Source organism: Marinobacter sp. 1_MG-2023, assembly GCF_030549045.1.
GTDB lineage: Bacteria > Pseudomonadota > Gammaproteobacteria > Pseudomonadales > Oleiphilaceae > Marinobacter.
On sequence record NZ_JAUOST010000001.1, the window covers coordinates 684,304 to 710,404 of the forward strand.

Annotated in this window: 24 protein-coding genes and 1 pseudogene; 8 read left to right on the forward strand and 17 right to left on the reverse strand. The window is 54.2% G+C overall.

The annotated features are described in order from the left end of the window. Positions 1–193: 193 nt before the first annotated feature. On the reverse strand, positions 194–1,348 hold the full coding sequence (locus Q4606_RS03100; RefSeq protein WP_303606621.1) for an NnrS family protein: 1,155 nt from the start codon (positions 1,346–1,348) through the stop codon (positions 194–196). A 124-nt stretch (positions 1,349–1,472) separates the two neighbouring features. Between Q4606_RS03100 and Q4606_RS03105 the strand changes: the two genes are divergently transcribed. Beyond that, a complete protein-coding gene (locus tag Q4606_RS03105) occupies positions 1,473–2,036 on the forward strand; it encodes a Yip1 family protein (RefSeq protein WP_303606622.1) in 564 nt (187 codons plus the stop codon). Positions 2,037–2,104: 68 nt separating this feature from the next. Here Q4606_RS03105 and Q4606_RS03110 read toward each other — a convergent pair whose 3' ends face one another. After that, a complete protein-coding gene (locus Q4606_RS03110) occupies positions 2,105–3,409 on the reverse strand; it encodes a TRAP transporter large permease (RefSeq protein WP_303606623.1) in 1,305 nt (434 codons plus the stop codon). A gap of 2 nt (positions 3,410–3,411) precedes the next feature. Continuing rightward, on the reverse strand, positions 3,412–3,966 hold the full coding sequence (locus tag Q4606_RS03115) for a TRAP transporter small permease (protein ID WP_303606624.1): 555 nt from the start codon (positions 3,964–3,966) through the stop codon (positions 3,412–3,414). Positions 3,967–4,289: 323 nt separating this feature from the next. Between Q4606_RS03115 and Q4606_RS03120 the strand changes: the two genes are divergently transcribed. Further along, positions 4,290–7,007 (forward strand): LuxR C-terminal-related transcriptional regulator, encoded by a 2,718-nt coding sequence (locus Q4606_RS03120; RefSeq protein ID WP_303606625.1) that lies wholly within the window; start codon positions 4,290–4,292, stop codon positions 7,005–7,007. 61 nt (positions 7,008–7,068) lie between these two features. On the opposite strand, the gene Q4606_RS03125 is transcribed toward Q4606_RS03120, so the two are convergent. Further along, on the reverse strand, positions 7,069–9,045 hold the full coding sequence (locus Q4606_RS03125) for an acetoacetate--CoA ligase (RefSeq protein ID WP_303606626.1): 1,977 nt from the start codon (positions 9,043–9,045) through the stop codon (positions 7,069–7,071). Between the two features lie 316 nt (positions 9,046–9,361). Here Q4606_RS03125 and Q4606_RS03130 point away from each other — a divergent pair, with 316 nt between their 5' ends. Continuing rightward, the gene (locus tag Q4606_RS03130) at positions 9,362–10,516 is read left to right on the forward strand and encodes a C4-dicarboxylate TRAP transporter substrate-binding protein (RefSeq protein WP_303606627.1); all 1,155 of its coding nucleotides are present in this window, start codon (positions 9,362–9,364) and stop codon (positions 10,514–10,516) included. A gap of 86 nt (positions 10,517–10,602) precedes the next feature. On the opposite strand, the gene Q4606_RS03135 is transcribed toward Q4606_RS03130, so the two are convergent. The 9 genes and pseudogenes from Q4606_RS03135 to Q4606_RS03175 form a co-directional block, all read right to left on the reverse strand. After that, positions 10,603–11,307, reverse strand: coding sequence for a Crp/Fnr family transcriptional regulator (locus Q4606_RS03135; protein ID WP_303606628.1), 705 nt, complete (start codon positions 11,305–11,307; stop codon positions 10,603–10,605). Between the two features lie 100 nt (positions 11,308–11,407). Next, positions 11,408–12,901: a nitrite reductase gene (locus tag Q4606_RS03140; RefSeq protein ID WP_303606629.1), complete on the reverse strand. Its 1,494-nt coding sequence runs from the start codon at positions 12,899–12,901 to the stop codon at positions 11,408–11,410. 47 nt (positions 12,902–12,948) lie between these two features. Beyond that, positions 12,949–13,746 (reverse strand): annotated as a pseudogene (gene cobA / locus Q4606_RS03145) (uroporphyrinogen-III C-methyltransferase); the annotation flags it as partial. Between the two features lie 76 nt (positions 13,747–13,822). Next, positions 13,823–15,019 (reverse strand): heme d1 biosynthesis radical SAM protein NirJ, encoded by a 1,197-nt coding sequence (gene nirJ, locus Q4606_RS03150; RefSeq protein WP_303606630.1) that lies wholly within the window; start codon positions 15,017–15,019, stop codon positions 13,823–13,825. Positions 15,020–15,035: 16 nt separating this feature from the next. Next, positions 15,036–15,509, reverse strand: a complete 474-nt coding sequence (locus Q4606_RS03155; RefSeq protein ID WP_303596838.1) for an Lrp/AsnC family transcriptional regulator — start codon at positions 15,507–15,509, stop codon at positions 15,036–15,038. 25 nt (positions 15,510–15,534) lie between these two features. Further along, positions 15,535–15,978, reverse strand: coding sequence for an Lrp/AsnC family transcriptional regulator (locus Q4606_RS03160; protein ID WP_303607001.1), 444 nt, complete (start codon positions 15,976–15,978; stop codon positions 15,535–15,537). 28 nt (positions 15,979–16,006) lie between these two features. Next, positions 16,007–16,552 (reverse strand): AsnC family protein, encoded by a 546-nt coding sequence (locus tag Q4606_RS03165; RefSeq protein ID WP_303596642.1) that lies wholly within the window; start codon positions 16,550–16,552, stop codon positions 16,007–16,009. Beyond that, positions 16,549–17,013, reverse strand: coding sequence for an AsnC family transcriptional regulator (locus tag Q4606_RS03170; RefSeq protein ID WP_303596641.1), 465 nt, complete (start codon positions 17,011–17,013; stop codon positions 16,549–16,551). Before Q4606_RS03170 ends, Q4606_RS03165 begins: the two co-directional genes overlap by 4 nt. Positions 17,014–17,041: 28 nt before the next feature. Continuing rightward, positions 17,042–18,700, reverse strand: a complete 1,659-nt coding sequence (locus Q4606_RS03175) for a nitrite reductase (RefSeq protein WP_303596836.1) — start codon at positions 18,698–18,700, stop codon at positions 17,042–17,044. Between the two features lie 353 nt (positions 18,701–19,053). Here Q4606_RS03175 and Q4606_RS03180 point away from each other — a divergent pair, with 353 nt between their 5' ends. The 5 genes from Q4606_RS03180 to Q4606_RS03200 all read left to right on the forward strand — a co-directional run bounded on the left by Q4606_RS03180 (position 19,054) and on the right by Q4606_RS03200 (position 22,239). Beyond that, the gene (locus Q4606_RS03180; protein ID WP_303596640.1) at positions 19,054–19,359 is read left to right on the forward strand and encodes a cytochrome c; all 306 of its coding nucleotides are present in this window, start codon (positions 19,054–19,056) and stop codon (positions 19,357–19,359) included. A gap of 84 nt (positions 19,360–19,443) precedes the next feature. Continuing rightward, on the forward strand, positions 19,444–20,613 hold the full coding sequence (locus Q4606_RS03185; protein ID WP_303607002.1) for a cytochrome D1 domain-containing protein: 1,170 nt from the start codon (positions 19,444–19,446) through the stop codon (positions 20,611–20,613). A 30-nt stretch (positions 20,614–20,643) separates the two neighbouring features. Next, the gene (locus Q4606_RS03190; RefSeq protein ID WP_303596639.1) at positions 20,644–21,432 is read left to right on the forward strand and encodes a CbbQ/NirQ/NorQ/GpvN family protein; all 789 of its coding nucleotides are present in this window, start codon (positions 20,644–20,646) and stop codon (positions 21,430–21,432) included. Further along, positions 21,398–21,772 (forward strand): hypothetical protein, encoded by a 375-nt coding sequence (locus tag Q4606_RS03195; protein WP_303596638.1) that lies wholly within the window; start codon positions 21,398–21,400, stop codon positions 21,770–21,772. The genes Q4606_RS03190 and Q4606_RS03195 overlap by 35 nt, the downstream gene beginning before the upstream one ends. Positions 21,773–21,900: 128 nt before the next feature. Beyond that, on the forward strand, positions 21,901–22,239 hold the full coding sequence (locus tag Q4606_RS03200; RefSeq protein WP_303596637.1) for a hypothetical protein: 339 nt from the start codon (positions 21,901–21,903) through the stop codon (positions 22,237–22,239). A gap of 141 nt (positions 22,240–22,380) precedes the next feature. On the opposite strand, the gene Q4606_RS03205 is transcribed toward Q4606_RS03200, so the two are convergent. From Q4606_RS03205 to Q4606_RS03220, 4 genes are read right to left on the reverse strand one after another with little or no spacing between them, the layout of a single operon-like run. Beyond that, positions 22,381–22,620 carry a cytochrome C oxidase subunit IV family protein gene (locus Q4606_RS03205; RefSeq protein ID WP_303606631.1) on the reverse strand — a complete coding sequence of 80 codons (240 nt, stop codon included), beginning with the start codon at positions 22,618–22,620 and terminating at the stop codon, positions 22,381–22,383. Positions 22,621–22,632: 12 nt separating this feature from the next. Beyond that, positions 22,633–23,232: a cytochrome c oxidase subunit 3 gene (locus tag Q4606_RS03210; protein WP_303606632.1), complete on the reverse strand. Its 600-nt coding sequence runs from the start codon at positions 23,230–23,232 to the stop codon at positions 22,633–22,635. Position 23,233: 1 nt separating this feature from the next. Continuing rightward, positions 23,234–25,057, reverse strand: a complete 1,824-nt coding sequence (locus Q4606_RS03215) for a nitric oxide reductase activation protein NorD (RefSeq protein ID WP_303596634.1) — start codon at positions 25,055–25,057, stop codon at positions 23,234–23,236. A gap of 12 nt (positions 25,058–25,069) precedes the next feature. Next, positions 25,070–26,038: a 4Fe-4S binding protein gene (locus Q4606_RS03220; protein ID WP_303596633.1), complete on the reverse strand. Its 969-nt coding sequence runs from the start codon at positions 26,036–26,038 to the stop codon at positions 25,070–25,072. Positions 26,039–26,101: the final 63 nt, after the last annotated feature.

The following is a 26,101-nucleotide window of genomic DNA, read 5'->3' on the forward strand; positions in this document are numbered from 1 at the left end:
CCATTGTGCAAAGTGAGGCGCCCGTTCATTCATGATATTTATCAAGGTAAAGCGTCTGCGGATAGAGTCAGGCTGAGCGCTGATCTTTTGGTAAGAGTGTTGGGTTTTTTAAGCCTTTATTTTCAGTTACTTGTGGTGGGCATATTACCAAGTAGGTAATCATTTTCATGGGTGGCGCAGGAGAGGTAGCCACTCATTTCCGGCGGTTGTGTGCGTGTTGCCCGAGAATACAGAGCCTTGCGGTTACCCACAGATAAGCCAGCGCCCAGAGGCTTGCGGATAGCCATAACAGTGAAGGTTCGGCGAAAGGTGATTCGCCTGCAAAAAAACGACTGATGGCAGACCCGGATAGAATCGCTGCGATCGGAAAGACCTCTCCTGCAGCGGGTGGCTTCCGATAGCTTCTTTGCCATGCCAGCCGAAGCATCACGCTGGTGGAAAGGGTTCCCAGCGCGCCGATGGTGATCAGATGCAGCGCCGGGGCCAGTGCCGTTTCACGCAATAATGCCAGGCCAATCGCAGCCGCGCCAACAGCGAGCCAGAGGTAGCCCACCCCCAGAACCAGCAAATCCGGTCGCTCCGGGCATAGCCACAGTTTCCAGCGCAAGGCGCGCAGAGTTATCAGCCCCGATCCGATTACCAGCAGACTGCCGGTAACCGCATTCGCTATTGGAAACGCCACCAAGAAAACCGCGCAGCCAAGCACGACAATCAGCATGCCTTCGATACGCGGCTGAACGCGGGCTTCGAGAGGAATGCCTTTCTTTTCCAGAGTGCCTGCGACAGCCGGAGCAATAATTCGCCCGCCCATAAACGTCATCAACAGCAACAGCCCCGTGATGGCTGAATGCATAAGCTTGAATGGGCCAGGTAACCATGAAAAGTTCAGGATACCTTGTTCAGCCGAGAGCCAAAAAGCGACCGCGAGCAAGCAGATCAGTAGTATCAGCGGGCCGACCATGCGGTTCCGCCACTTCTTGGCCGCGTTAAAACGTGGCGCAACATGCCAGGCAAGCAGAAGCGCAAAGGCCGGCCCAAGGAGCTGGGCGATAAGAGTGTCGGGAAAGAATATCCAGCTCAGCCGTGCTGCCAGCCAAAGGCCAAAAAGCGGATAAAGCACGGAGGCAAGCTGAGGCCCGAGGGTATAACCGGCAATCAAGGCAAGTGCAAAACCGAAAATCAGTTCATGGCCGTGTCCGGCGCCGAGCAACCCTGCCGGAAATCCCGTGCCGGACCAGACCGCCCACACAGAAAGCGGAACGGCAATGGTTGCCAGCAGGCTGGCCGCCGGGAAAAACAGCCAGAAGGCCTGAGGTTTTCGTGAGCGCTCGTTGCGTGACTTGTTCAAGGTCATCCCGGTTTATTGACGGTCTGGAGGAAGGCGCCTAAAACGAATAAGTAAAAGTCATCATAATATTGCAAACGCTGTCATGCGAGGCAAATGCACCCGCCTGACAGTAAGGAGGCCCATCATGAACGTTTCAAGCATGCTTAAACTGCCGTTTTCCAGTAATGGGGGGTGGAGCGAACTTCAAAGCCGACAGCTTTCCATCCCCATGCTCGCATGGTTCATTGTGGTGCCCATGTCGCTTCTGCCCCCTGTGATGCTCTACTACGCTGGCACCCATTATGGCGATGACTTCATTGCCGGGTTCGCAGGCAAGGAATGGCGCTTCATTACCACCATTCTTTTTCTGGCAGAGTTACTGACGTTTTTCGTGATGGGCTGGCTGATTCATGCTGTGGCGGAGAGCCACAAGCTGGATGTCAGTTACAACAACGCCTATTTGCTTGCTGCAATTGCACCGCTACCACTGTGGCTTTCGTCGCTGGCGTTGCTTGTGCCTTCCGTGGCATTCAGTGTGATCGTTGTGCTGGCAGCCATGGCGTTGTCTTGTACCCTGGTCTACCAGGGCCTCAGATCCATGTGCGGTCGCACCCAGGACGACGTGCTCACGATGTCTGCGACCTACACCATTATGGCGGCATCCCTGCTTGCGTGGGTTCTTTTAATGGCAATGGTTTGGGCGTATTGATTGTGGCTTCGAAAATACCCGCGCCCCCTTCCCTTCGCCTCAAGGGCCGGTTCCGCTGAAGTGGCGGCTCATTCCAGGGAGGGAAGGTAGAGAATAAAATCCGGGACGGCGAGCAGGAATATCAGAACCAGAAAGTCCATAACGAGGAACCAGAATATACCGCGGAAAATAGCGGAGGTAGAAGCCAGGTTGCCTACAACGCTTTTGATCACAAAGACGTTCATGCCAATGGGCGGTGTTATCATGCCGATCTCTAACAGTTTAGTCAGTACTACACCAAACCAAAGCAGGCTCAAGCCAGCGTTGTCTACGATTGGCAAGATGATGGGCAGGGTCAGCAGCATGGCTCCGATGGGTTCGAGAAACATTCCCAGAAACACATAGATCAAGACGATTGCCAGAAGCAGCATGAAATGGCCTGAGTTCAGACTTATTATCAGCTCCGACAAATAATCACCGGCTCCGGACAACGCAAGGAAGCGGGTAAGCAGGCTGGCGCCTACTGCGATGATGATGAGCGCTCCGGTTGTCATCAGCGTTTCAACAATGGCGTTACGAAAACGCGTCCAGGACAGGCTGCGTTTAAGCGCTGCCACCACCAATGAAAGAAATGCGCCGACGGCACCTGCTTCGGTAGCTGTGAATATCCCGCCGAATAAGCCGCTGAATATGCCGATCATAATCAACAATACTGGCCAGGTGTCCTTCAAAGCGCGGATTTTCTGGACGGTAGGGATGATTTCTTTGGTGTCTGGCGCAAGCGAAGGGTTCAATTTCACCCGCACCAGGATTACTACGACGTAGCCAATCGCGGTCAGAATACCTGCACTGATGCCACCGAGGAACAGCCCGGTAATAGACTGCTGAGCGATAATGCCGTAGAGAATCATTATTATTGACGGCGGTATCAGGGCGCCAATAGTGCCGGCCACCGCAACTGTGCCGGTGGCCAGTTCCGGGTGGTAGCGATGGCGAATCATTTCCGGGACAGCAATCCGGCCCATGGCCGCCGAGCAGGCTACTGAGGATCCAGAAACCGCAGCGAAACCAGCGGACCCGAATACGGCCGCAATTGCTAGCCCTCCAGGTACGCCAGACAGCCACATTCGAGCGGCGCGGAACATTCCCTGAGTGAGCTGAGTGTGGTAACAGACAAAGCCCAATAGTAAAAACATTGGCACTGAGCTCAACACCCAGTTTGAAGCGAACTGATAAGGAATAATGCCGAGGGATCCCCACGCAATATTCCAACCCATCATGTACCAGAGACCACCGAACGAAACCCCTATCAAGGACACGCCAATCGGTACCCGTAAAGCGAGAAGCGCAACCAGTATTCCGAGCCCGGAAAGCCCAATTTGTACATCTGACATTGTTATTTCCCCATCCCGTCATCAGCGTCCAGTTCATCAGCTTGGGCTCTGGAAACATCCAGCCCCGATTTTGTTCCGAGGCAGGAGCTCACTAATTTGTAGAAAACCACCAGCGCCATGAGCCCACAGCCAATGGGCAGCACGTAATAGGTAATCCAGATAGGAATCGAATCGTTGCCTTGGATGACGGAAGCGCCAAAGCTCCGTTTTTTTTCTGCCTCTTCCCAGGTGCGGACAGTAAGTAGCGAAAAAACGATTGCAGACAAAAGGAAGGAAAAGCGTTCCAAATGGTGTTGTATCCACAATGGGAGGCGGGTTGTGACTACTTCTACGGAAATGTGAGCATTTTTTTGTTCGGCGAATGCCAGAGGGATGAAGACCGCGATAACCATGTAGTAATAGGAAACAATGGAGATGGTGCCCGGTATGGGCGAGTTCAGAATATAGCGACTGGCAATATCTAAAGTGATGTGTAACATCATGAGAGCAATTGCCAGCCCGCCGATTATGGTCATTAAATTTGTGACCATAGACAGAAGTCGTCCAGTACCGTACATGCCTGTCTCCACTACGACCCGGGAGAGGGTCTGTTTGTTTTTATTGAATCCGTGTACATCAGCATCGACTGCAGCAAGGCTAATACTTGCACTGCTGACAAGAGGCAAAATCAAGAATAAGCGTGGCGGGTCAGTGCAACATCGTCGTATCCGACGAATTCGAGAGTTATGGTTGTGAGGCCGATAGTTTTAAAGAGGAAACTTCGCCTGTTGTGATAGGATTTTGTGTTGTTGTCCAGGCGGTCAGAAATGAACAGCTGTGCTCATGAACCCCACTGAGCGAGTAGTTGGTATTCGATTTAATACTGGAGCCGTTAAGCACTATGTCCGTTTCCCACACGCCTGAGCGTGTTCTCATGGTGAGCAAACTCAACCCACCCGCATCCAGAGCTGCTCAGGTCCAGCGTGCTGAGCTGTGCCATAAAATATTGTCTGCATCTGCGGCCAAGCTGGTAGTTGTTCGTGCTTCTGCAGGGTTTGGAAAAACTACAGCGATGACCCAGAGCATGTCCCGGATGAATGCGTCTGGTGTTGCGACGGCCTGGCTCACTATTGATGATGCTGATAATGACGTATCACGATTTTTGTTTTGTCTTAATGCTTCAGTCTCACGACTAACCGATAGTGATGATCGTCTAACCAGTGGTGAGGCGATTGAGAAACAAACCGCCAGCGAGGCGGCATTTAATATAGTTGCCCGCCTATCAGAAAACCGGTCGGCTTTTGCGCTGTTCATTGATGACTTTGAGAAAATACATGAACAGTCTGTTCTTGGGCTTATCCGGGAAATAGTTGAGCATTTGCCAGCTCATGGACAGATCATTGTAGGTTCCAGGCATTTGCCGGAGCTGGGCCTTGGGCGCCTCAGAGCGAGGGGCCAGCTGCTGGAAATTGATGTTTCCGAGCTGCGTTTTTCTGTCGAGGAGACAACCGAGTTTCTGGTAAACAGGCGCCAGCTGGAGTTGTCGCAAGATGATCTCATTCGGGTGCACAATCGTTCAGAAGGGTGGGCTACCGCGCTTTGGCTGACCTCGTTGGCACTTGAAGGCAATAAGAACCCTCAGTCTTTTATTCAGCGTTTTTCTGGTGAGAATGATGCGATCGCTGACTATCTTTCTCACGACGTACTGGCTCAGCAGTCTGACGGGATCAAGAACTTCTTGCTGCGCACAAGTATTCTTCGCCACCTGACTCCGTCTCTCTGTGATGCACTTGTGCCGGGATGTGACAGTGGTGCAATGCTGCGCCATCTGGATACCCGAAGTGCTTTTCTTGCACCAATAGAGCATGAGCAGCTTACATATCGTTATCACAGTTTGTTCGCAGAGTTTTTACGTGCTGAATTGCACGCACAATATCCTGAGGATGTCACCGCTCTTCACCTTGCAGCATCAAACTGGTACGAAAACTCGGGGCGGGTTGTCCCTGCGATTGATCATGCTATTGAAGGGCGGGCGTTTGGCCGTGCAATGGTGCTATTGGAAGCACATGCCGGGCGGTTGTTGTCGCAAGGGCGAATGAAGCTTCTTGCCCGCTGGCTGGGTGATCTGCCAATGGAGCAGCTTAAAGAATATGAGCTTCTCGAAATGATTTACATCTGGGCTATCGGGTTTACCCGTGGCCCTGATGAGGCGCTTGAAATGCTTTCGATGACAAATCTGGAAGCCTCAGAGAGCGTGGTAATTAAATCACATATTCTGGCGTTCAAGCCGCTGATGATGTGCATGATGGATCGCTATGAGGAAGCCAGTGAGCTAGGGCGTGCCGGAGATGGGGAGTTCTCTGGCTATGCCCCATTTGCAGATATTATTTCGATTAACTCCAGAGCGAATGTTTTTTCTGTTATGGGGCTTTATGACCGGGCTCGCCAGCTCATTGACGGAGCCAGGGATGCCCAGTTCAGTCACTCGAGTTCATTTAACTCCATGTATTCCGAGTCTCTGGAAGGTTTGATTGACCTCCAGGAAGGTCGGCAGAAGCAGGCAGCTGCGCGTTTTCGCCTGGCCGTCGGCGCTACAAGCTCGACGTATGATTTTAGTCATACCAGCGGGAATGCCTGGGCGGGTGTATTACATGCAAATACGGTTTATGAGGCCAATAATCTGGAATTGGCTGCCCGCTTATTGCACGTATACGGTCCGCTGGTGCGGGAGGCTGGTCTTCCGGACCACATGTTGATTAGCGATATTATGCTGTCGAGACTGGCATTCAACTGCGGCGATGTTGATCGGGCGTTTCAGGCTCTGACTGAGCTTGAACACTTGGGTAGAACCAGAAAGCTACCGAGGGTAGTGGCGACTGCGCGGCTGGAGCGCTCGCGACTGTTTCTGGTGCAGGGGCGCGGTGATGCGGCAAAGCAGGAGCTTGACAGGGCCGGGAATGAACAGCTTTGGCAGCGTGTACGTAAACACAGGATGCCTGCCAATGATCTGCAGTATATAGAAATGGCTCGTTTGCGCTGGGAGGTTCTTGTTGGTGATGCGCAATCTGCCCTCTCACCTCTTGAGCAGGAAATAAAAGAAGCGCAAGAGAGTTCGTTATATCGACGCGTACTGAAACTAAAACTGTTCAAAGCAATTGCGCTGTATCGCTGTAATCGATTCGAAGACTCGATCGTAGTAATGGCGGATATTATGCCAACCTGCTGTGCTGAGGGGTATGTCCGCTTGTTTGTGGACGAAGGCTCGGCAGCAGGCATGGTCGTCAAAATTTACCTCCAGACATTCAGAGCGGCCGGGCATCAGAGTGACCCGGTTTTCGTTAGCTATCTCGAGGGTCTGACTGAAGCGTTTGGACCAGCAATAGTGCTGCCGCCAGCAATCGTGCCCGAAGTGGACGAGCCAATACTGAATTCACTGACGCGAAAGGAAACCCGGGTTCTGCAATTGTTGTCTGAAGGGTATTCAAACAGCGCCATGGCTGAAAAGCTGTTTGTCTCTGATAGCACCGTACGAACTCATTTACGAAGCATTAACTCCAAGTTGAATGCGTCCAGCCGTACACAGGCCGTTGCAATCGCGAGGCGTCACGGGCTCATTTGATGTGTGCTGTGCCAGGTCGCGGGCTTATGTAGCTCGCCCGCGACTCCCTGAGGCCGCTTGGTCAAACAATCGCAGTCTTATGTTGCCTGGCAAACTGCTCAAAATAGACAAGGCTATCGGGGTTGGCCATTGCGTCTGGATTGGCAACACTCTCCCGTGAGGCGCCCTGTAAGACCTTTTTAACCGGCAGTTCCATCTTCTTGCCTGTCAGTGTCCGGGGGATTTCAGACACTTCGATTATGTCGTTTGGCACATGCCGGGCTGATAGCTGGGTACGTATGGCGTTACGAATGCGCTGATCAAGAGAACTCGTTAACTCCGCCCCGCGCCGCAGCACTACGAACAGCGGCATGTAGGGTTCGCGCCCAAGGTATTCCAGATCTACCACCAGGCTATCTACAATCTCCGGCGCTTCTTCAACCACGCGATATATCTCGCTGGTGCCCATTCGAATGCCCTGGCGGTTGATCGTCGTATCTGACCGGCCGTAAATGACGGCGCCACCACGAGGTGTTATCCGAACCCAGTCTCCATGTCGCCACCACTGTGGAAACACATCGAAATAGCTTTCATGGTAGCGCTGACCATCCTTGTCCCCCCAAAAATACAGAGGCATGGATGGCATGGGTTTGGTGACAATCAGCTCGCCCACTTCGTCTTCTATGGTATTCCCGTCGTCATCCTTCGCGTAAACCGCGGTTCCTAATGTGCGGCACTGCATCTCACCTTCATAAAGCGGCATGATCGGACAGGAGCCAACGTAGAATGCCGCCACGTCAGTGCCCCCGCTGATAGGCGCTATTAGTACGTCATCAAACTGGTCGTTAATCCAACGGTACCCTTGTTCCGGTAGCGGAGAGCCAGTTGACCCAATGGAACGAATCCGCTTCAGGTCGGCAATGCTTCTGAGGTCAACGCCAGCTTTGAGGCAGCCCAGATAGTATGCTGCGCCAGCTCCGAAAAAGGTAACTTCAGCTTCTTCGGCAAACCGCCAGAGTGTTCCCAGGTCCGGATACCCGGGATTACCATCGAACAGGCAAATAGTGGCGCCGAGCAAGAGGCCACTGATCTGGCAATTCCACATAATCCAGCCGGTAGTCGAGAACCACATGTATCGATCGCGAATGCCCAGGTCCAGATGTAAGCCGTGACCGAGCACACCTTCGAGCAGGGCTCCCCCGTGACCATGGACAATAGGTTTCGGCATCCCGGTAGTTCCGGACGAATAGACTATCCACAAGGGGTGATCAAAGGGGAGGTGCTCAAACTCCATTGGAATGTCGTGTCCTAATAAATCATCCCATAGAGTCGCGTTTTCGAGACGGGCGTCTGGGTCGAGATAGGGTAAAAGAATCACGTTTTCCAATGTCGGCAGTTCGATTTTGAGATTTTTAAGAACCTCAAGCCGGTCGAACTTCTTTCCCCCATACTGGTAGCCGTCTACTGCCAGCATGATTTTCGGGTCAATCTGCCGAAAACGATCTGTTACGCTGCGCACGCCCATGTCCGGGGAGCAGCTTGACCAGATAGCGCCGATGCTTGCGCAGGCATAAAACGCCACAACGGCCTCGGGAATGTTGGGCATATAGGCAACAACCCGATCCCCCGGTTCTACTCCCATCTGCCTGAGTGTGTATGCAACAGATGCGATCTGACTGCGCATTTCGCCCCAGGAGATTGTTTCGGTCGGGCGTAACTCTGAACGGGAAACAATGGCCGCGCGATCTGAATCTTCCTGATGAAAACGAAAAGCCTGCTCTGCAAAGTTCAGTCGTGCACCTTCAAACCATACAGCGCCTGGCATCTGGTGACTGCTCAGGACGCTTTTGTACGGAGTGGTTGACTGAATACCAAAGTATTCCCAAAAAGCTGCCCAAAAGTCCTCCAGAGACTCCACTGACCATTCCCACAGGGAATTGTAATCACGAAAGTGCAACGATTTGTTCTCGCCAAGCCAATCCATAAAACCTTTGATTTGGCTCTGATCAATGCGCGCCTGGCTTGGCTGCCACAGCGGTTTGGGAGTGACTGCTGTCATTTTAAAACCTCTAGCATATTGTTTTTGATGGGGGAGGCACGTGCAGCTCGTGGTCCCTTATCCATAATGATTCGGTGGAGGGATAACAGACATCGTCTGAAACGACGAAAAATGCTGAACCTCTTCTGGCAGCTAAAGGACGGCCCGAGATTGAACACAGAATGTGGCGATGGTTGGAAGATTCGTCGATTCCGACGATGTCGAAGATTCCGGTTTACTCCCAACATGATATGGAGGGCGAGAGTTCCCGATATTCTGACTTGGCGAACTTCTGCAACCGATTATAAAAATATTGAAAGCATTCAGGAGAATAATAATGAACTGTCCCAATTTCGTGAGACGTGGCTTGTTGCCTGCAATTCTGGCAGCTGCATCCATGACAAGTGTGGTCGAGGCAAGACAGCTAAGTTATGCAACAGGTTATGCGCCCGGCTCTATAGGTGCCGATGCTGCAGAGGCTTTTGCTAGTGATGTCAAAGATCACTCTGGTGGAGATCTGACTGCCAAAGTTTATGCGCAGTCTCTGCTTAGTTTCAGCGAGATCCCACCAGGAATCCGGGACGGCATGGCCGATAGTGGGCTGGTTCTGACGCCTTACTTTCCTTCGGAGTTCCCAAGCACCAATCTGGCCACCGAACTTACAATGCTGATTGAAATGACGGATGCACCAACCGAGAAGGCCGGCCTGGCCTTTGCGGGTGCGATGGCAGAGTATGTTTTCTTTAACTGCCCGAGTTGCGTTAAGGAATACAAACAGCAAAACCAGCTGTTTCTCGGTGGCGGTGGGACATCGTCATACTTTCTGATCTGCAACAAGCCGGTCAGTACGCTGGAAGATATCAAAGGTAAGCGCCTGCGTATCGGCGGAGCTCAATGGGCGCGATGGGCCAATGCAGTTGGCGCAACTCCGGTTTCTGTCCCCCAGCACGAAACCTACGAAGCTCTGAGCCAGGGCGTTGTTGATTGCACTGTGCATTCTGCTCCGGAGCTAACCATTGTCAAATTGATGGAAGTGACCTCCGATATGACGCCTAACATGCCTGGAGGCGTCTTTTCGGGTGTCGCCAACAACATCAATGCAGATGTTTGGAATAGCCTTGCTGCCAGTGAGCGTAAAACAATGCTTCATGCTTCTGCCACTCAAGCCAGTGCTCTGAGTTGGGGCTACGCTCAGGCAGCCGCGATGAATATGGCGACAGCTAGAGACTTAAAAGAAATTGAGATTCATGAACCTGATGCTGCGTTGGTAGAAGCGACTCGGGAGTTTATCGAGCAGGACCTTAAAGCCATTGCTACCAAGTACGCTGATACGTACGGGCTCGAATCTTCTGCGGAAATGGTTGAGACCTTTCGTGCATTGCTGACGAAGTGGGTGGGTCTCGTGAGCGATGTAGGCAGCCATGAAGAACTAACCCAGCTGTATTGGGATGAGGTGTATTCCAAAGTTGATGTGGATAGTTACGGTCAGTAAGAACTCAATGCGACACTAAGTGTTGATTAGGTGCAGGCATCGCTGGTGAGCGGTGTCTGCACTTCTGTCGTGTAAGTACGCTTCTCTCAATTATTTTTTACCGCACCGGTTTTGAGCCGGGAGAAAGTCGCAGGCACTACGCCTAACCATGAGGCCAGCTGGTTATCGGGTACGCGCTTAACCAGCTCTGGATATTCTTCTATCAATAGCTGATAACGCTCTTTTGCAGACATGGTGTGCTTGCGAAACTCTCGCATACTGGTCAGTTCCGCCAGCTCTTCGGTCAGGGCCATTGCAAACTGAGGCCATAGGCCTTCGCCATGGGCCTGAATGGCAGCCCGGAATGCACTGAAATCGGCAACCCAGACGGTAGCGGGTGTAACCGCCGTGAGGCACAGGGTGTTGCGTATTGTGCGGCTGCGGCCAAAGACCGGCCAGACCATGTCGCCTTCGGTAAAAAAGTGATGCACGGCAACTTTCCCGCTGGGCGCTTCCCGGAACAGCCGCATTATCCCGTACTGGATCAGGTAGACGTTGGCCCAGGGGGTGTCGTGTGTTTCCATCTGGGTTTCAGCGTCGACTCGGCGCTGATGAAACAGTCGGGTGAGGTCGCCGAGAAATCTTGTGTCCGGGGTGTCCTGTTTCCCACTCAGTCTGATTCCGAATACGCGGCTTAGCCCGTTAAGCAAGGCCACGGATTGAGGTGCCGCGTCTTGCTGGATTATATCCGGGTTTTTCTCCCCCAGCAGGCAGGGGGAGGAGGACACGTCGGGTTTGAGAGTGCGAGTCATTGCATTGATGCCGTTAAAATATGTGCTAATTATCCTAACAGAAAGTTGTTTTCGGAAATGACTTAAATCATTAAGGCATTTTCACTCTCTCGATATAGCCTCAGTGGCTGGTTCCTTCTTCGTAGTTGATCTTGTTCCACACGTTGTACTTGCCCGATGGCTTATTCATCGGGATTCGTTTTTCTTCCTTCAGAGTGTCTGCGTCGTAAACAATTACCGCGCCTTCTTCGTCCCAGATACTTAGCAGCAGTTTTTTGCCGTAGCGGTCGAATTCGACATGGGCGGCTACTTTCCCGGGGGCTGGTTGAAGGGTCTTTACGATCTCCAGGGTTTTTTTGTCGATTACATGGACTTTGTCTTTATTGGGGCCGAAGAATACGTCTACCCAGGCATAGCGGGAATTTTCATGGCTGCGCATGAAGAATCCGGGACCAGCGGTTTCGAGAGTTTTAATGACCTCCCAGGTGTCCATGTCGATGATGGAAACGGCACCAGTGCGGAAGTGCGGAGTAGCCATCACCCGTGTGCCCTGGTAGTCCCAGGTGATGCCTGAACCCAGGTGCGGCATGCCGGGCAGGGGCAAATCAGCGGTGGTTTTTCCTGTGTCCATATTGATCACTAACCCGTGTTTACCATCACGGGCCGCGCCAATGAGGTGTTGGTAGCCGGGGTCGAAGAAGAAGTCGTCAAGCCAGGTGTCGGTCTGCATTCTGCGTACTTTGGCTTTATCGTTTTCAACGGTAATTTCCCAGGCTTCGGGAATGTCTTTCAATGCGGCGATGAAGCTATTCCGGGGTGGAGCAGTGTAAACGGCGCTTACCCGTGAGCTTTCTTCGGCACCGTTTTCAACGGGGATGATTTCCAGCAGGTTCAGATCTTTCGCGTCGAAAAGCACAAGAGTGTGTGGCAGGTAGTTGGCTGCCATTACGTGTTCGCCATCAGCGGAGACAGCGATGTTGCGCATGTTGATGCCGGCGCGGATTTCGGCAACGACCTTCAGGTTGTAGAGGTCGTATTTGGTAATCCAGCCATCCCGTGAACCGAAATAAACGTAGCGTCCGTCAGGGCTGTATTTGGGGCCGCCGTGCAGGGCGTAACGGCTGGCAAACCGGTGAATAGGCTCCATGCTGTCGCCGTCAAGCAGGGTAACGTGGTGGTCGCCGATTTCCACCACCAGAAACAGGTTCATCATGTCCGCGTCATAAGCAGGCTTGTCAGGCAGTGAGCCTGCCGGGTGCGGTAGCAGATGGCTGTCGGTAATTTCGCTTTTGCCCCAGACGGGCTCTTGTGCCGGTGGCTGGTATATATATTCAGCCAGGGCGGTTATGGATTCGGCATCCAGTGTGTCGGCAAAGCCGAGCATCTGGGTTGCGGGTCGGCCGTTGCGGATGGCGTCTTCAGCCTGATCTTTTTTCAGTCGCGAGAGGTTGTCTGGCAGCAAGGCCGGGCCCATACCGCCGAGCCTGTCGCTGCCGTGACAGCTTGCGCAGTGCTGTTGATACAGGGCTTGGGTCTGTGCATCGGTGTTGGCTGCAATCAGGGGTGAGGCCAGCAGGCCTGCGGTCAGCATCAGGGTTTTCAGGGTCTGTTGCATCGACTTTCCAGCTTGGAGCATTGGTAATGTATTTAAGCCTGTTTCGTTCATGCGGGCCGCCGCGTCGCCGCGGCAGCAGCCGGTCCTATTAATGCACTGTTCCAGCCTGCCTGTGCCGGCTGCGCCAGCTTGTCTGCCAGCTGTACTACTTCGCCTACAATGATCAGGGTAGGTGGCTGGAAACCTTCCATATGGATGGTTTCTTCCAGGTTTTTCAGAGTTGTAACGGCCATGTGTTGTTGCGGGGTCGTACCACGTTCTACCAGTGCCACCGGGCATTCGCCGGAACGACCGTGTGCCATCAACTCCCGCACAATGGCGGGTGCATTGTGCAGGCCCATGTAAAACACGCAGGTCTGACCCGGGGCTGCCAGTACTTTCCAGTTGAGGTCCAGAGCGTGATCGGCTTTCCGGTGTCCGGTTACGAAGGTTACGCTTTGGGCGTAATCCCGATGCGTAAGCGGAATGCCGCAGTAGGAGGCGCAGCCAGCGGCAGAGGTAATGCCGGGCACTACGAGAAAGTCGATATCATTTTCAACCAGGAATTCGGCCTCTTCACCACCGCGACCAAAAATGTATGGGTCGCCGCCCTTCAATCGCACGACTCGGCGCTGCTTTACCGCTAACTGAACCAGAAGTTCATTGGTGTCTTCCTGAGCTACGTAATGGCATCCGCTGGCCTTGCCTACGTGGATTCGCTCTGCGCTGGGGTTCACCAGCTCCATGATCTGTGGTGATACCAACCGGTCGTAAACGATGGCGTCTGCCTGTTGGATCAGCATCAGGGCTCTGAGTGTAAGCAAACCGGGATCGCCTGGGCCGGCGCCTACAATGGCGACTTCACCGGCGCGCAAGGGTTGTTCCGCCAACTGGAATTCCACCAGGCACTTCTTTCTCTGGCTGCTTGTCATGCTGCGTTCCTTACAGATTGTTGACTGGAATTTCGACTACCGGTGCGGCAACACGCCTGGGCATTTCGAGAACGCCAATCTCCTCGTTGGTGAGGTAACAGCCGGGGTCTTCTTCCCAGAAATCACCGGAAACATTGTAGGCGCGTACCCGGGTGTTGCCGTTGCAGATCGCCAGATATTGGCACTGGGCACAGCGGCCTTTTACGGGCCGTGGTTTCTGCCGGAAGCCTTGCATCAGTTCATCATTGGCTTCTGACCAGATTCGCGAAAAGGGCTTCTCACGCACGTTGCCCAGGTTGTAATCCCACCAGAAGGTATCAGGATGGACGACGCCCAGATTGTCGATGTTTGAGACTTTCTGGCCAGAGGAGTTGCCACCCCAGTTAAGCAGCCGTTGCTCCAGGGCCGGCACTTGATCCGGGTAATGTTCTGCTGCCCACTGCAGCAGAAAAGGCCCGTCGGCGTCGTTATTGCCAGTCACGTATTCGCGCTCGACACCGCGTTTCAGCTCTTCGTGGCAGTGGTTGAACAGCAGGTTCATGGCATCACGGGTCATGTCATACCAGGCATCGCGCTTGCGATTGCGACCGCCGCGGCCGGAGTAGTTCAGGTGTGAAAGGTAGAACTTGTCAATGTCATGCTCGTCCAGCAGCTTGAGCATATCCGGTAATTGAACTGCGTTGTCCTGTGTGAGGGTAAAACGCAGACCTACTTTTATGCCGGCATCCTTGCACAGTTTTACCGCTTTCATGGAGGCCGCGAAGGCACCTTTTTTCTGGCGGAATTCGTCGTGGGTTTCTTCCAGGCCGTCAATGCTTATGCCAACGTAATCGTAGCCGGCGTCTGCAATTTGCTGGATGTTGTCCTCGGTAATCAGAGTGCCGTTGCTGGACAGGCCCACGTAGAAGCCCATGTCTTTGGCGCGGCGTGATATATCGAAAATATCCGGGCGCATCAGCGGTTCGCCGCCCGAAAGGATCAGCACTGGCACGCCGTAAGCTTTGAGGTCGTCCATCACGGTATAGACTTCATCGGTACTCAGCTCACCCTTGAAATCGATATCCGCAGAAATCGAATAACAGTGTTTGCAGGTGAGGTTGCAGCGACGTATCAGGTTCCAGATCACCACCGGGCCGGAGGGCTTGGGGATGGCTCTCACCGGCGCCGGATTCATCAGGCTTTTTATGTAGCGGGTCATTCTGAACATGGTGCTTCCCCTTGCGTTATTTTCGCAGCCGCAGGCCGGTTTTCTTGAGAATGGCCGAGCTGTAAAGAATGGTGTTTTGCCGGCAGGCGTCGCCCAGCACCGCACGAATCTGTGCGGCTTTGTCTTCTACTTCTTCCCGGGTGGTGCCGTGTACCATGGCAAACAGATTGAAAGACCAATAGGGCAGGTGTCGTGGCCGGCGATAGCAGTGGCTCACGAAAGGCAGTTCACCAATGGCGGCGCCCAGTTCCGCGACGCGATCGTCGACAATGTCCCACACGGTCATCCCGTTGTAGCGATAACCCAGGCGGTAGTGATCGGGCACGGCTGCGACCCGGCGTATCACGCCGGCGTCTTGCAGGGCCTGGAAGCGGGAAAGTACCTCGTCGGCGTCCATGTTCAGCTTTTTGCCCAGTTCGGCCCAGGGGTCGGAAACCAGTGGCAGGCCTGCCTGGGTGGCAAGAATCAGTTCGCGGTCGCGTTCTGTCATTACGAAGCCGTTTTGTGTCTCTGTGTCAGACAGGGAAGTGGAGGTGGACATGGAACTCCTGCTCCTTTGGCATGTTGTAAACCGGGTAGCCGGTGGTGTTTTCAATGGCGCTGATGGTGTTTTCAATGGCGCCCCGGGTTTCGGTTGCCAGAACAAACCACATATTCAGGTCGTGCTCGCGGCGGTAGTTGTGGGCGACTTCGTCAAAGCTGTTTACCTGTTCGGTAACCCGCTCAAAATCCGCTTCTGGAATGCGCATGGCTGCCAGTGTCAGTGCGCCGCCCATTTCACCGGCATGGAACATAGGGCCAAAGCGGGTGAGCACGCCTTCAGCGAGCAGTTTTCTAACCGTGTCCAGCACCTGTTTCTCACTGAGGCTGAGTTCCTCTGCCACGGCCGCAAAAGGGTGGCGTACCAGCGGCAAACCGTGCTGCAAACGGTTGATAAGAACCTTCTCAACCTGGCTCAGGTCTGCAATCGGGGCCTGGCGGCGGGATTCAGTCGTGGCTGACATAGCGCCCTCCGCGTTGACGGTAGGCTTTATTACTGAACAGTACGGCGTGTTGAATATGCTGCAGATTCTGGTCGTCAATCAGACAGGCCAGCTGTGCCAGCACGCGCTCGCGGTTAGTGCCGTGAATCATGCAGAACAGGTTATAAGGCCAGTCCGGGAGACGCCTCGGGCGTTGATAGCAAAGTGTGATAAATGGCACAGCGGCCATGGCTTTGCCGAGAGCTTGTACCTGCTCATCGGGGATATTCCAGACCACCATGGCGTTGGCGTTGTAGCCCAGTGTGCGGTGTTTCACCACCAGGCCAAAACGCTTGATCAGGCCGTCGCTCTGCCATTGCGTGATGGCGTCCATGACTTCCTGTTCGGACAGGCCCGTACGCTCGGCAAGAGTCTGAAACGGGCGAGGCGTCAGAGGGAGCCCCTGCTCAAGTTGCTTCCTGAGCCTTAACAGCCCCCAGGCACTTACTTCAGTTGAACGTGAAGTCGCAGAATCCCGGGGCAGATAGTCGGCCGAAAAGGGTTGGCTCATGACAAGGCCTCCCAGTCGATATCGAAGCCCAAGTCAATGTGATAGCCCTCAACCATGGGTAGGCGAAGCATGGGCAATCTAAGCTCATGTTCCAGTTCGTCAAGGTGCTCATCCAGAAGTTCGTGATCCGGGGCCGTCATGACAAACCAGAGATTGTAGGTGTGCTCTCGGGCGTAATTGTGATTCACCCCCGGAGCACGGTTGATACGGGCGGCGACCAGATCCATTTGCGCTTCCGGCGCCGCCACGGCAGCCAGCAGGCTTGCGCCTGCCTGGCTGTGTTCAAACACGGGTCCGACCCGGCTGAGTACCTGTTTCTCCTGAAGGGCAGACAACCTGTGAATCACCTCTGCTTCCGTCAGGCCCAGGCTTCGGGCTATTTCTTCGTAGGGGCGTTCACAGACCGGCAGGTTACGCTGGTAACTGTCAATCAATTGTCTGTCTGCCGCATCCAGTGTCATCACGTTACTCCTTCGGGCCGGGCCGGGATCAATACACGTCGTGCTGGGTGTTGTAAGTGTTGAACTTACCGGTCGGGGTAACCATGTATTCGCCCTTGATCACCTTCTTCAGCTCACGTGTCTTGTCATCGACTACGACAATGGCGGAGTTCTTGTCCTGTGTGTTCCAGACAGAGAACCAGACTTCGTCGCCCGCCCTGTTGTATTCAGGCTGCACAACACGTTTGGGACCTTCACCAAGGTCGGCCCACTCGGCAATCGGGAGCGCTTCGTAGCCGGCATCAAAGTTATTGATGTCAAATACAGCGATGCTCTGGCTCACGGATTCAGCCGGGTTAAGAGCGGTATCTACCCACAGGTTGGTGGACTTGGGATGGGTCTTCACGAACAGTGAGCCGCCACCCTGGCCATTCACGGTGCGTACCACTTTCCAGGCCTTGTCGGGGTGCCCTTCAGGGTCGGTACCGATCATCTGGATGGTTGGATCGCCCAGGTGAGAGGTTGCCCAGACTGGACCGTGCTCGGGGTCTATAAAGTTGGCGCCACGACCTGGATGCGGAGTTTGGCCAACATCGACAAGAGCCTCGAGGTTACGATCCTTGGCATCAACAACCGCAATCTTGTTGGAGTTGTTGGCTGCCGTCATGAAGTAACGCATGCTGGCGTCCCAACCGCCATCGTGCAGATATTCTGCTGCATCAATGTAGGCGATGTTCATGTTGTCCAGGTCTTCGTAGTTAGCCAGCAGGATCTTGCCGGTCTCTTTTACGTTGACGATGAATTCCGGGTGAGCGTGTGAGGCCACAATGGCAGCCACTCGCGGCTCAGGGTGATATTCCTGTTTGCTGACGGTCATGCCGCGGGTGCTTACTATTTTCTTCGGCTCAAGAGTGTCGCCATCCATGATCACGAACTGAGGCGGCCAGTAGGTGCCTGCAATGGCGTATTTGTCTTCCCAGCCCTTGTACTTGGATGTTTCAACAGAGCGCGCTTCCATGCCCACCTTGATCTTGGCGACGGTTTCCGGCTCTTCCATCCATAGGTCGACCATGTTGATCAGGGCATCACGGCCGATAACCATTACGTAGCGGCCAGAAGCAGACATCCGGGAGATGTGCACTGCATAGCCGGTTTTAATGATTTTCACGACTTCTTTGGAATCGCCGTCGATCAACGCAATTTCACCGGCGTCACGCAGGGTGACACTGAAAATGTTTTCCAGGTTCAGATCGTTCATTTGCTTGGTTGGGCGGTCTTCCGGCGGAATAATCACTTCCCAGGTGTCCTTCATGTCAGCCAGGCTGAATTCAGGCGGCACGGGGGGCTCGTGCATGACATATTTGGCCATCAGCTCCACGGTTTCTTCGTCGAAGTCGCCAGAGGTCAACCAGTTCGGCATGCCAGCGGGGGAGCCGTAACTGATGAACGCTTTCAGGTAATCAATTCCGCGCTCCTGGGTGATATCCGGAGTCAGAGGCTTACCGGTCGCGCCTTTACGCAAAACACCGTGGCAGCCAGCGCAGCGTTCGAAGTAGATCTGCTTTGCGGTTTCAAATTCCGCGTCAGTCAGATCCGGGGCCCCGGGTGTTCGGACTGTCTGTGCCGAACTTGAATCAATGGGGCTGGCGGTGCCTTCATAGGCGGTTACAGACGGATCAGCGTTCTTTGGAGCGGCATAGGCGTTCATCGCGCCGAACGACGCGACAGCCACGGCAAGCGCCAGTGGTTTCAGGAATGGATTGGTTGCTCTCATCAGGCTCTCTCCTTTGAGTTTAAGAGTGTTGTTAGGGTTCTCTTCTTTACCCTGATGAACATTGATTAAAATCAGATGTATGTTATTTGTCTAGTGAGTACCCAACCATGGGTATAACCAAAGAGTTGTTGTGGCGGGGGGTGTTTTTAACCAATATCAAAGATGTCGTTAAAGGGCGGCGTCACCATGTGGAATATCCGCTACAGGCCCAGGGGAGAAAACGAGCTGTGAACGGTTTCACACGGAGTAAGGTCAAGCGGAGGATTGGTCCCACAGCAGTATGGTTGATGCTGTTTTTATTGCCCTCGGCACTGTTGGCCGGCGGACAGCCGGATCAGTCCCGTAGCCTTGCCGAACTCGAGAATTTTGTGGTGCAGGACTGTGGCTCCTGCCATGGAATGACCCTTAAAGGAGGGCTTGGCCCGCCTCTGAGACCCGAGAATCTTGGGCACCTGCCCGAAGGGGCCATAGCAGCCATTATCCGTGAGGGCATTCCGGGTACTGCAATGCCTCCGTGGAAGCCCCTGCTGGCTCCCGCCGAAATTGAATGGATCAGTCATCAACTTAAAACTGGCGCTCTGGTCTTGCCCTGACCTTTTGCCTGGAGGACTCCCTGAATGGTTCAGATTATCTGTTCTGCGAAGCGACTATTAATGCTGGTGCTGATTGCTGCGCTAATGAGTGGTTGCCAGGTTCTTGGTGAAACTGATTCTGGCGATGGCTTGATGGGTACCGGCGACCTGGGCCTGATTATCGAGCGTGCGACAGGTTCCTTGCTGGTTATCAACACGACCAGCCACAGTGTGATCAGTCGTATTGAAGGGCTGGGTGATCTGTCTCATGCCTCCGTTGTGTACTCCCGGGATGCGCGTTATGGCTTCGTATTTGGTCGCGATGGCGGCCTCACCAAAGTGGATCTGCTCACACAGTCTGTTGTTGAGAGAGTGATTCAGTCTGGCAACAGCATTGGTGGAGCTATCTCTCAGGACGGCCGTTACGTCGCGGTGTCGAATTACGAGCCGGGAGGGGTAAAAGTTTTTGACAGCACAACGCTGGAACTGGTCGCTGATATTCCTGCTACCTATATCCGGGAAAACGGAGAAACGGCGCAGTCCAAAACCGTAGGCCTGGTCGATGCACCGGGAAACAGATTCGTGTTTAGCCTGTTTGATGCCAATGAGATCTGGATTCTGGATATGCCGGACGGTGTTGCTGGCGACAAGCCTGAAGTAACTCGCTTCGATGCCGGTAAGGCACCCTACGATTCCATGATTACTCCAGATGGGCGTTACTACATCGCCGGCCTGTTTGGCGAAGACGGTCTTTCGATGCTGGACCTCTGGGATACCGATGCCGGGGTTACCGAGATCCTGCCGAATTACGGCAAGGGCGAAAAACAGCTTCCTGTATACAAAATGCCTCACCTTGAGGGCTGGACGGTTGCCGATGGAAGGGCGTTCGTGCCGGCCGTAGGCCACCATCAGGTGCTGGTGGCCGATATGAATGACTGGTCACTGGTAGACAAAATTCCGGTGCAGGGTCAGCCGGTTTTCGTGATGGCCAGCCCCGACAACCGGCGAATCTGGGTGAGCTTTGCGCATCCGAAAAACGATGTGGTTCAGGTAATTGATTCCCAGACCCGCGAAATCATCCGTACGCTCGAGCCGGGCCAGGCGGTTTTGCACATGGAGTTCACCCCGAGGGGCGAGGAAGTCTGGGTGTCGTCCAGGGACAGCAACCGGGTGACGGTTTACAACACTCGCACTCTTGAGCCGGTTGCAGAACTGGATGCGATAAACCCCAGCGGCATTTTCTTTTCCAGTCGGGCCCATGTGCTCGGTCTATAACTTCAAGCCAGTAACCGGGGGCTTTCTCAAATGACCTTTTACCAGCCAGTTGGTAATGAAATAGAACTGTTCCAGGCGGCAGCCGACAACGGCCTGCCGGTACTGATCAAAGGGCCTACCGGCTGCGGTAAAACCCGGTTTGTCCGCTACATGGCCGAGAAACTCAATCGACCGGTTTATACCGTAGCCTGCCACGACGACCTGACCGCTGCAGACCTGGTTGGTCGACACCTGATTGGCCCGGAAGGCACCTATTGGCAGGACGGCCCGCTGACTCGCGCTGTACGGGAAGGCGGCATTTGTTATCTGGATGAAGTAGTAGAGGCACGCAAGGATACAACGGTAGTGCTGCATCCATTGGCGGATGATCGCCGCGAGCTGCCGATTGAGCGCACCGGTGAACTGCTCACCGCAGCGCCCGGTTTTATGCTGGTCGTTTCCTATAACCCGGGATACCAGAGCCTGCTCAAAGGCATGAAACCTAGCACCCGCCAAAGATTTGTATCACTGAGGTTTGACTACCCCTCAGAAGCGGCGGAGCAAACCATTGTGGTGGAAGAATCCGGTTGTACCAGCGATCTCGCACAGCAACTTGTAAGCCTTGCGACCGCTTTGCGCAACCTGAAAGATCACGACCTGGAAGAAGCAGCATCAACCCGTTTGTTGATACACACGGCCCTTTTGATAGGCGCCGGTTTACCCGCAGCGGCAGCCTGCCTCGCAGGCATGATTGAGCCATTGTCAGACGACGAAGCAACAGTTATTTCATTAATGGAGGTAGTATATGCCGTATTCGGGCGCCCAGAAGAAAACCGCTAGTGGTGCGGTTATACCGATTATCTGGTATTTGCTAAACTTGCTGGCAATTCCGATTATCGGTTTCGTGGTTTTGCTGTGGCTGTTCATTAAAAGCCCTGAAACCAATGAACTGCGCCGGGCTCACACCCGGGCCGCTCTGTTCATGTCTCTGCTTGGGTTTGTTCTGATCAGTTCTGGCATTGCTTTGAGCTGGATATTCTTCAGTGATGTGGGTTACTTCGGGACATTCGCTCTGGTGTGGGCAATTGCGTTGCACACGGGTTTTGTGCTTTGGGGGATGGTCTCTCTGGCTCAGGCTATGTCTGATAAAAAACCCTTGTTCCCTGCTAAATGGCTCTGATCCAGCGTGATCTTTTCGTTATAAATTCTTTAGCGCTGCGTTAAGCCTCTGCGAATCGGTATGTTCATGATGGGTGTCAGGGCTCGGGGCAAACGCCTCTGGCTAATAAAAAATACCGGGAGAACGATATGAAGACGCTGATTCGCATGTTTCTTGCCGTTGTAATTACTGCTGCCGGGGTAGGTGTAAACCTGGCTTATGCCGACGACATGAAGAAAGATGATGGCATGATGCACGACCACATGAAGAAAGACGAAGGCATGATGCACGACGACATGAAGAAAGATGATGGCATGATGCACGATGATATGAAGAAAGACGACGGCATGATGCACGACGACATGAAGAAAGATGATGGCATGATGCACGATGACATGAAGAAAGACGACGGCATGATGCACGATGACATGAAGAAAGATGACGGCATGATGCACGACGACATGAAAGACAATATGGATAAATCATAAGCCGGCGCGGCGTTTGAACCTAACATCCGCCCGGCTACGTGCTGGGCGGATCTGCTTAGTCCATGGTGATACTTGCGTGCGAAGGGCTATGAAATGGCGGCACAGGGCCGGCAATCTTTCTTATGGAAACCCGCGATAACTTCAGGTAAGTGTATGAAACCCCGCTACGGCAAACACCACCACAGGTGCCCACAATTGGGCGGCCAACCTCCAGCCGCGCGGTGCATGCTTCATCTCCATAAAGTGGTCCACTAGCAAAACCGCTTTCACAACCACCAATACAAAAACCAGCCAGGCCAGAAATTCGGGGCCGATTCCGACCTCCAGTGCGATGACCGGCAGGGCCGTACAAATCATCAGTGCAAAATAGATCATCAGCATCGTCAGCCCTCCCTAGGCCAGAACGTAAATCATCGGAAACAGCACCAGCCACACCAAATCCACCATGTGCCAGTATGAGGCGCCGGACTCCATTCCATTCATATCCGAACCATCGTAGTCACCGTTGCCGACTTTAATCGCGAGCACGATGAGGATGACCTGGCCCAGAATAACGTGCATGAAGTGAAAGAACGTCAGGAAGAAATAAAACATGAAGAAGGTATCTGTACCCAGGTTGTAGCCCTGGCTATACAGATTTACGTACTCATACAGTTTGCCCAGGGTGTAAATGCAGGAAACCCCAATCGCAAGCCATAGCCGCCATTGCGTGCCACGGCGTCTGTTACGGAGCTGATGAACAGCGGTTGCGACCAGGTAGGAGGCAGTGATCAGTGCAATGGTATTCAGCAGGCCGATCAAGGGATGCAGTGCTTCGCGTCCGGCATGGAAGGTAGCCGGGTCGAGGCTGCGTGCGACGGCAAAACCGATGAACATAATGCCGAACACGGCCAGTTCAGCGAAAATGAAGATCCATACGGCGACATCGCCAGGCAGTTGGCGCGAATCGGATTCTGTTTCGGGCTCAGGAGCCAAGTCGGTCATCTCTGTCATATCAGTGAGTCAGGTTCAGGTAGAGTTTGGGGAGCTGCAACGGCAACTGTGCCGGGTCACGGATCACCACGTAATTACTGCTTCCGAACACGTAGGGCAGGTACTCGCTGGCCTCGTCATCAATGGTTACGCAGAACGGTGTAATGCCCGCCTTTTGGGCTTCCTGGACGGCCATGCGGGTGTCTTCGACGCCGTATCGGCCTTCGTAGATGTCCAGGTCGTTCGGTTTGCCATCAGTAAGTAACAACAGGATTTTCTGGTGCTCGTGACGTGCCTGCAGCAGCTTGGTGCCCTGGCGGATGGCAGCGCCCATACGGGTATAGAAACCCGGCTCAAGAGCCTGAATGCGGCCTCGTATGGTGCTGTTATAGGGCTCGTCGAAGCTCTTTAGATGATGGAAACGCACGTGGTCACGTCGCCTTGATGAAAACGCAAACAGGGCGAAAGGGTCTCGACTTGCCTGCAGGGCTTCGCTGAGCAGTTGCAGACCGTCACGGGCAATATCGATCACCCTTTGATGGTTGTTGATGTAGGTTTCAGTCGAAAGTGACACATCCGCGAGAACCAGGCAGGCGAGGTCGCGCTGGCTTTGCTGGCAACGGCGGAAAAGCTTCTGGTCGATCACCCCCTGGCCGCGACGATGCTGGACTTCCCGCTCCAGGCAGGCGTCCAGATCCAGTTCGTCACCATCGAGTTGTCGCCTTTGCCATTGCTTGAGGGGCTTCAGTGCACTGAACTGGCGTTGCAGGTGCTGGGCTGGCCGACGCAGGGCTTCCGGGAGTTCCGCTGGTTCGGCATCCCGGGCCAGCATGGGTTGCAGGCAGCAGAAGGCGTCGCGATAACTCTGGCTACGCCAGTCCCACTCCGGGAGGTGAATACCCGGGCCAAGTCGCAAGTCGTCATGTTCTTCCGAGGGCAGGTCGAGATCAAACTTGATAGAGGAAGAGGTTTCCCTGCGGTCATTGGATACAGAGATCATGTCCATATCATCGGCAACGGCTTCTGCGTCTTCCTCTTCCGTGTCGTCGCCGGCCCGGTCAACCGGTATGAAATCGGTCCAGGAAAACAGGCTTTCCAGGCGAAAGAGCATCAGCCCCTGGTCTCGATCGAAGGCTTCCACTCGTTCGGCTTGTCTACGTTTGTTTTTCTTGGTCAGGCCGCCAGGGCTGGACTGGGTTTCGTCATCGCCGGTGACCCTCCCGCCAGCTTTGCCCTGTTCCAGAGCCGGGTATAGCCAGAGGATAACTGGCCAGGGATCACTGCCCGCTGGGGGCAGGGCAGGAACGCTGCCCGGGTGAATCAGTGCCTGCCGGATTGCCTGTTCACGCAGGGATTCCTCCGGAGAAAGACTTTCGGCTTCAGGGCGCCAATGCAAAACCTGTTTGACCAGGCGCTGGTATACGCGTTCCAGGCCAGGCCAGCGGGCAATGACATCCTGCACCAGTGCCTGATTGCCGGTAAACCAGTCACGGTCCGCGGGGGTGGGCAAGGCTGCCAGTGCAGCCAGCCAGATGTACAGTTCCCTGTTCAGCTGTTTTGAGGGGAACTTTGCCACTTTCTCTGGCAGACGCAGATTCTGTTCATCCCTCCAGGCCAGTTCAAATTTGCGGTGTGTGCCCGCGAGTTTGTGCAAAAACTTGCGGCGCAGACGAAAGTGCCGGGGTTCGGCAGTTACCAGACTGAGCGCCGGATCGCCGCCGAAGGCGCGGAACAGAATGCCCAGGCTGCGGGCTTCATCTTTCAGGTAAACGACGTGCTCGGGGAATTCGCCCAGAGCCTGGCGGGTGATGTACTCATGCCATTTGTAGCCGACCCACTCTTCCATTTTGAACTCCTGTTAAGCCCGCTGTCTGGCGGGTTTGCTCTCAGGTTGGTGGCTGGTGTGTAACTGGTGCACCGGGATCAGCACGGTCTGCCGGCTGGGTTCGCCAGGTTGCCAGTGCAGCAGGCTGCCCTCGGGGTTGTTCTTTTGCACCTCACGGCATGCGCTTACACATTGCAGGCATTGGGTGCAGGAGAATTTTGCGCGTTTGTGGCTGCGGGTAGGCAATCGCATGGGGCAGGCTGCATCGCAGGCTTTGGTGCAATCCCGGCAAGCCGCAGCGCGGGCTGTATCAAAGGTTACCAGTCGTCCCCGGCCGTTGGTCATCCAGGCAATGCTCTGCACAACACCAAAGGCGCAGCCATATTTGCAGAACAGGTGACGGGCGAACAGGAAATCCAGGGTGAAAACCGTGGTTGCCACGGCCAGAAATACGGCTGGGTAGAAGGCCAGGTTGCCAGTGACCAAGTCGGTGTACAGGGGAATGGGCGGCAACAGGTATGACAGCATGGCCAGGGCCCAGGAAAAGCCAATAAGAGCACATACAAATGTCAGGCCGGCCCAGTGAATGGCCTTGCCGCGCCGACCTTTTTTCAGGGCTTCCCAGAGTGTAGGGCGACCGGTAATGCGGGTCATCAGATCGTTAATGGTTTCCACTACAGAAAAATGTGGGCACAGCCAGCCGCAGTATATCCTGCCCCATTTCCAGGCAATCCAGAGCACAAGGGGAACGAGTGTCAGAATGGGAAGGATGAACCACAACAGAATCTGGCTGGCGACGTCCATAGGAGAACTTTGCGCCACCCAGTCGAGATTCAGATTGAATGAAAGTGGGAAACCAAGCAGAACAAACCGGGTCTCCGTCAGGTCATAACGAAAAATATTCAGAACCGGTGCCAGCAGGAACAGCCCGAAGAAAGCAGTGCGTGTGATCAGCCGCTTGCTCTGGAGTGTGTCTTTTGGGTTGGCTTGCTGCACGGTCACAATATCACTTCCGGATAGACAGGGCCGGAAACGGATTCCGGCCCTGTGGGCTCACTGTTGGCG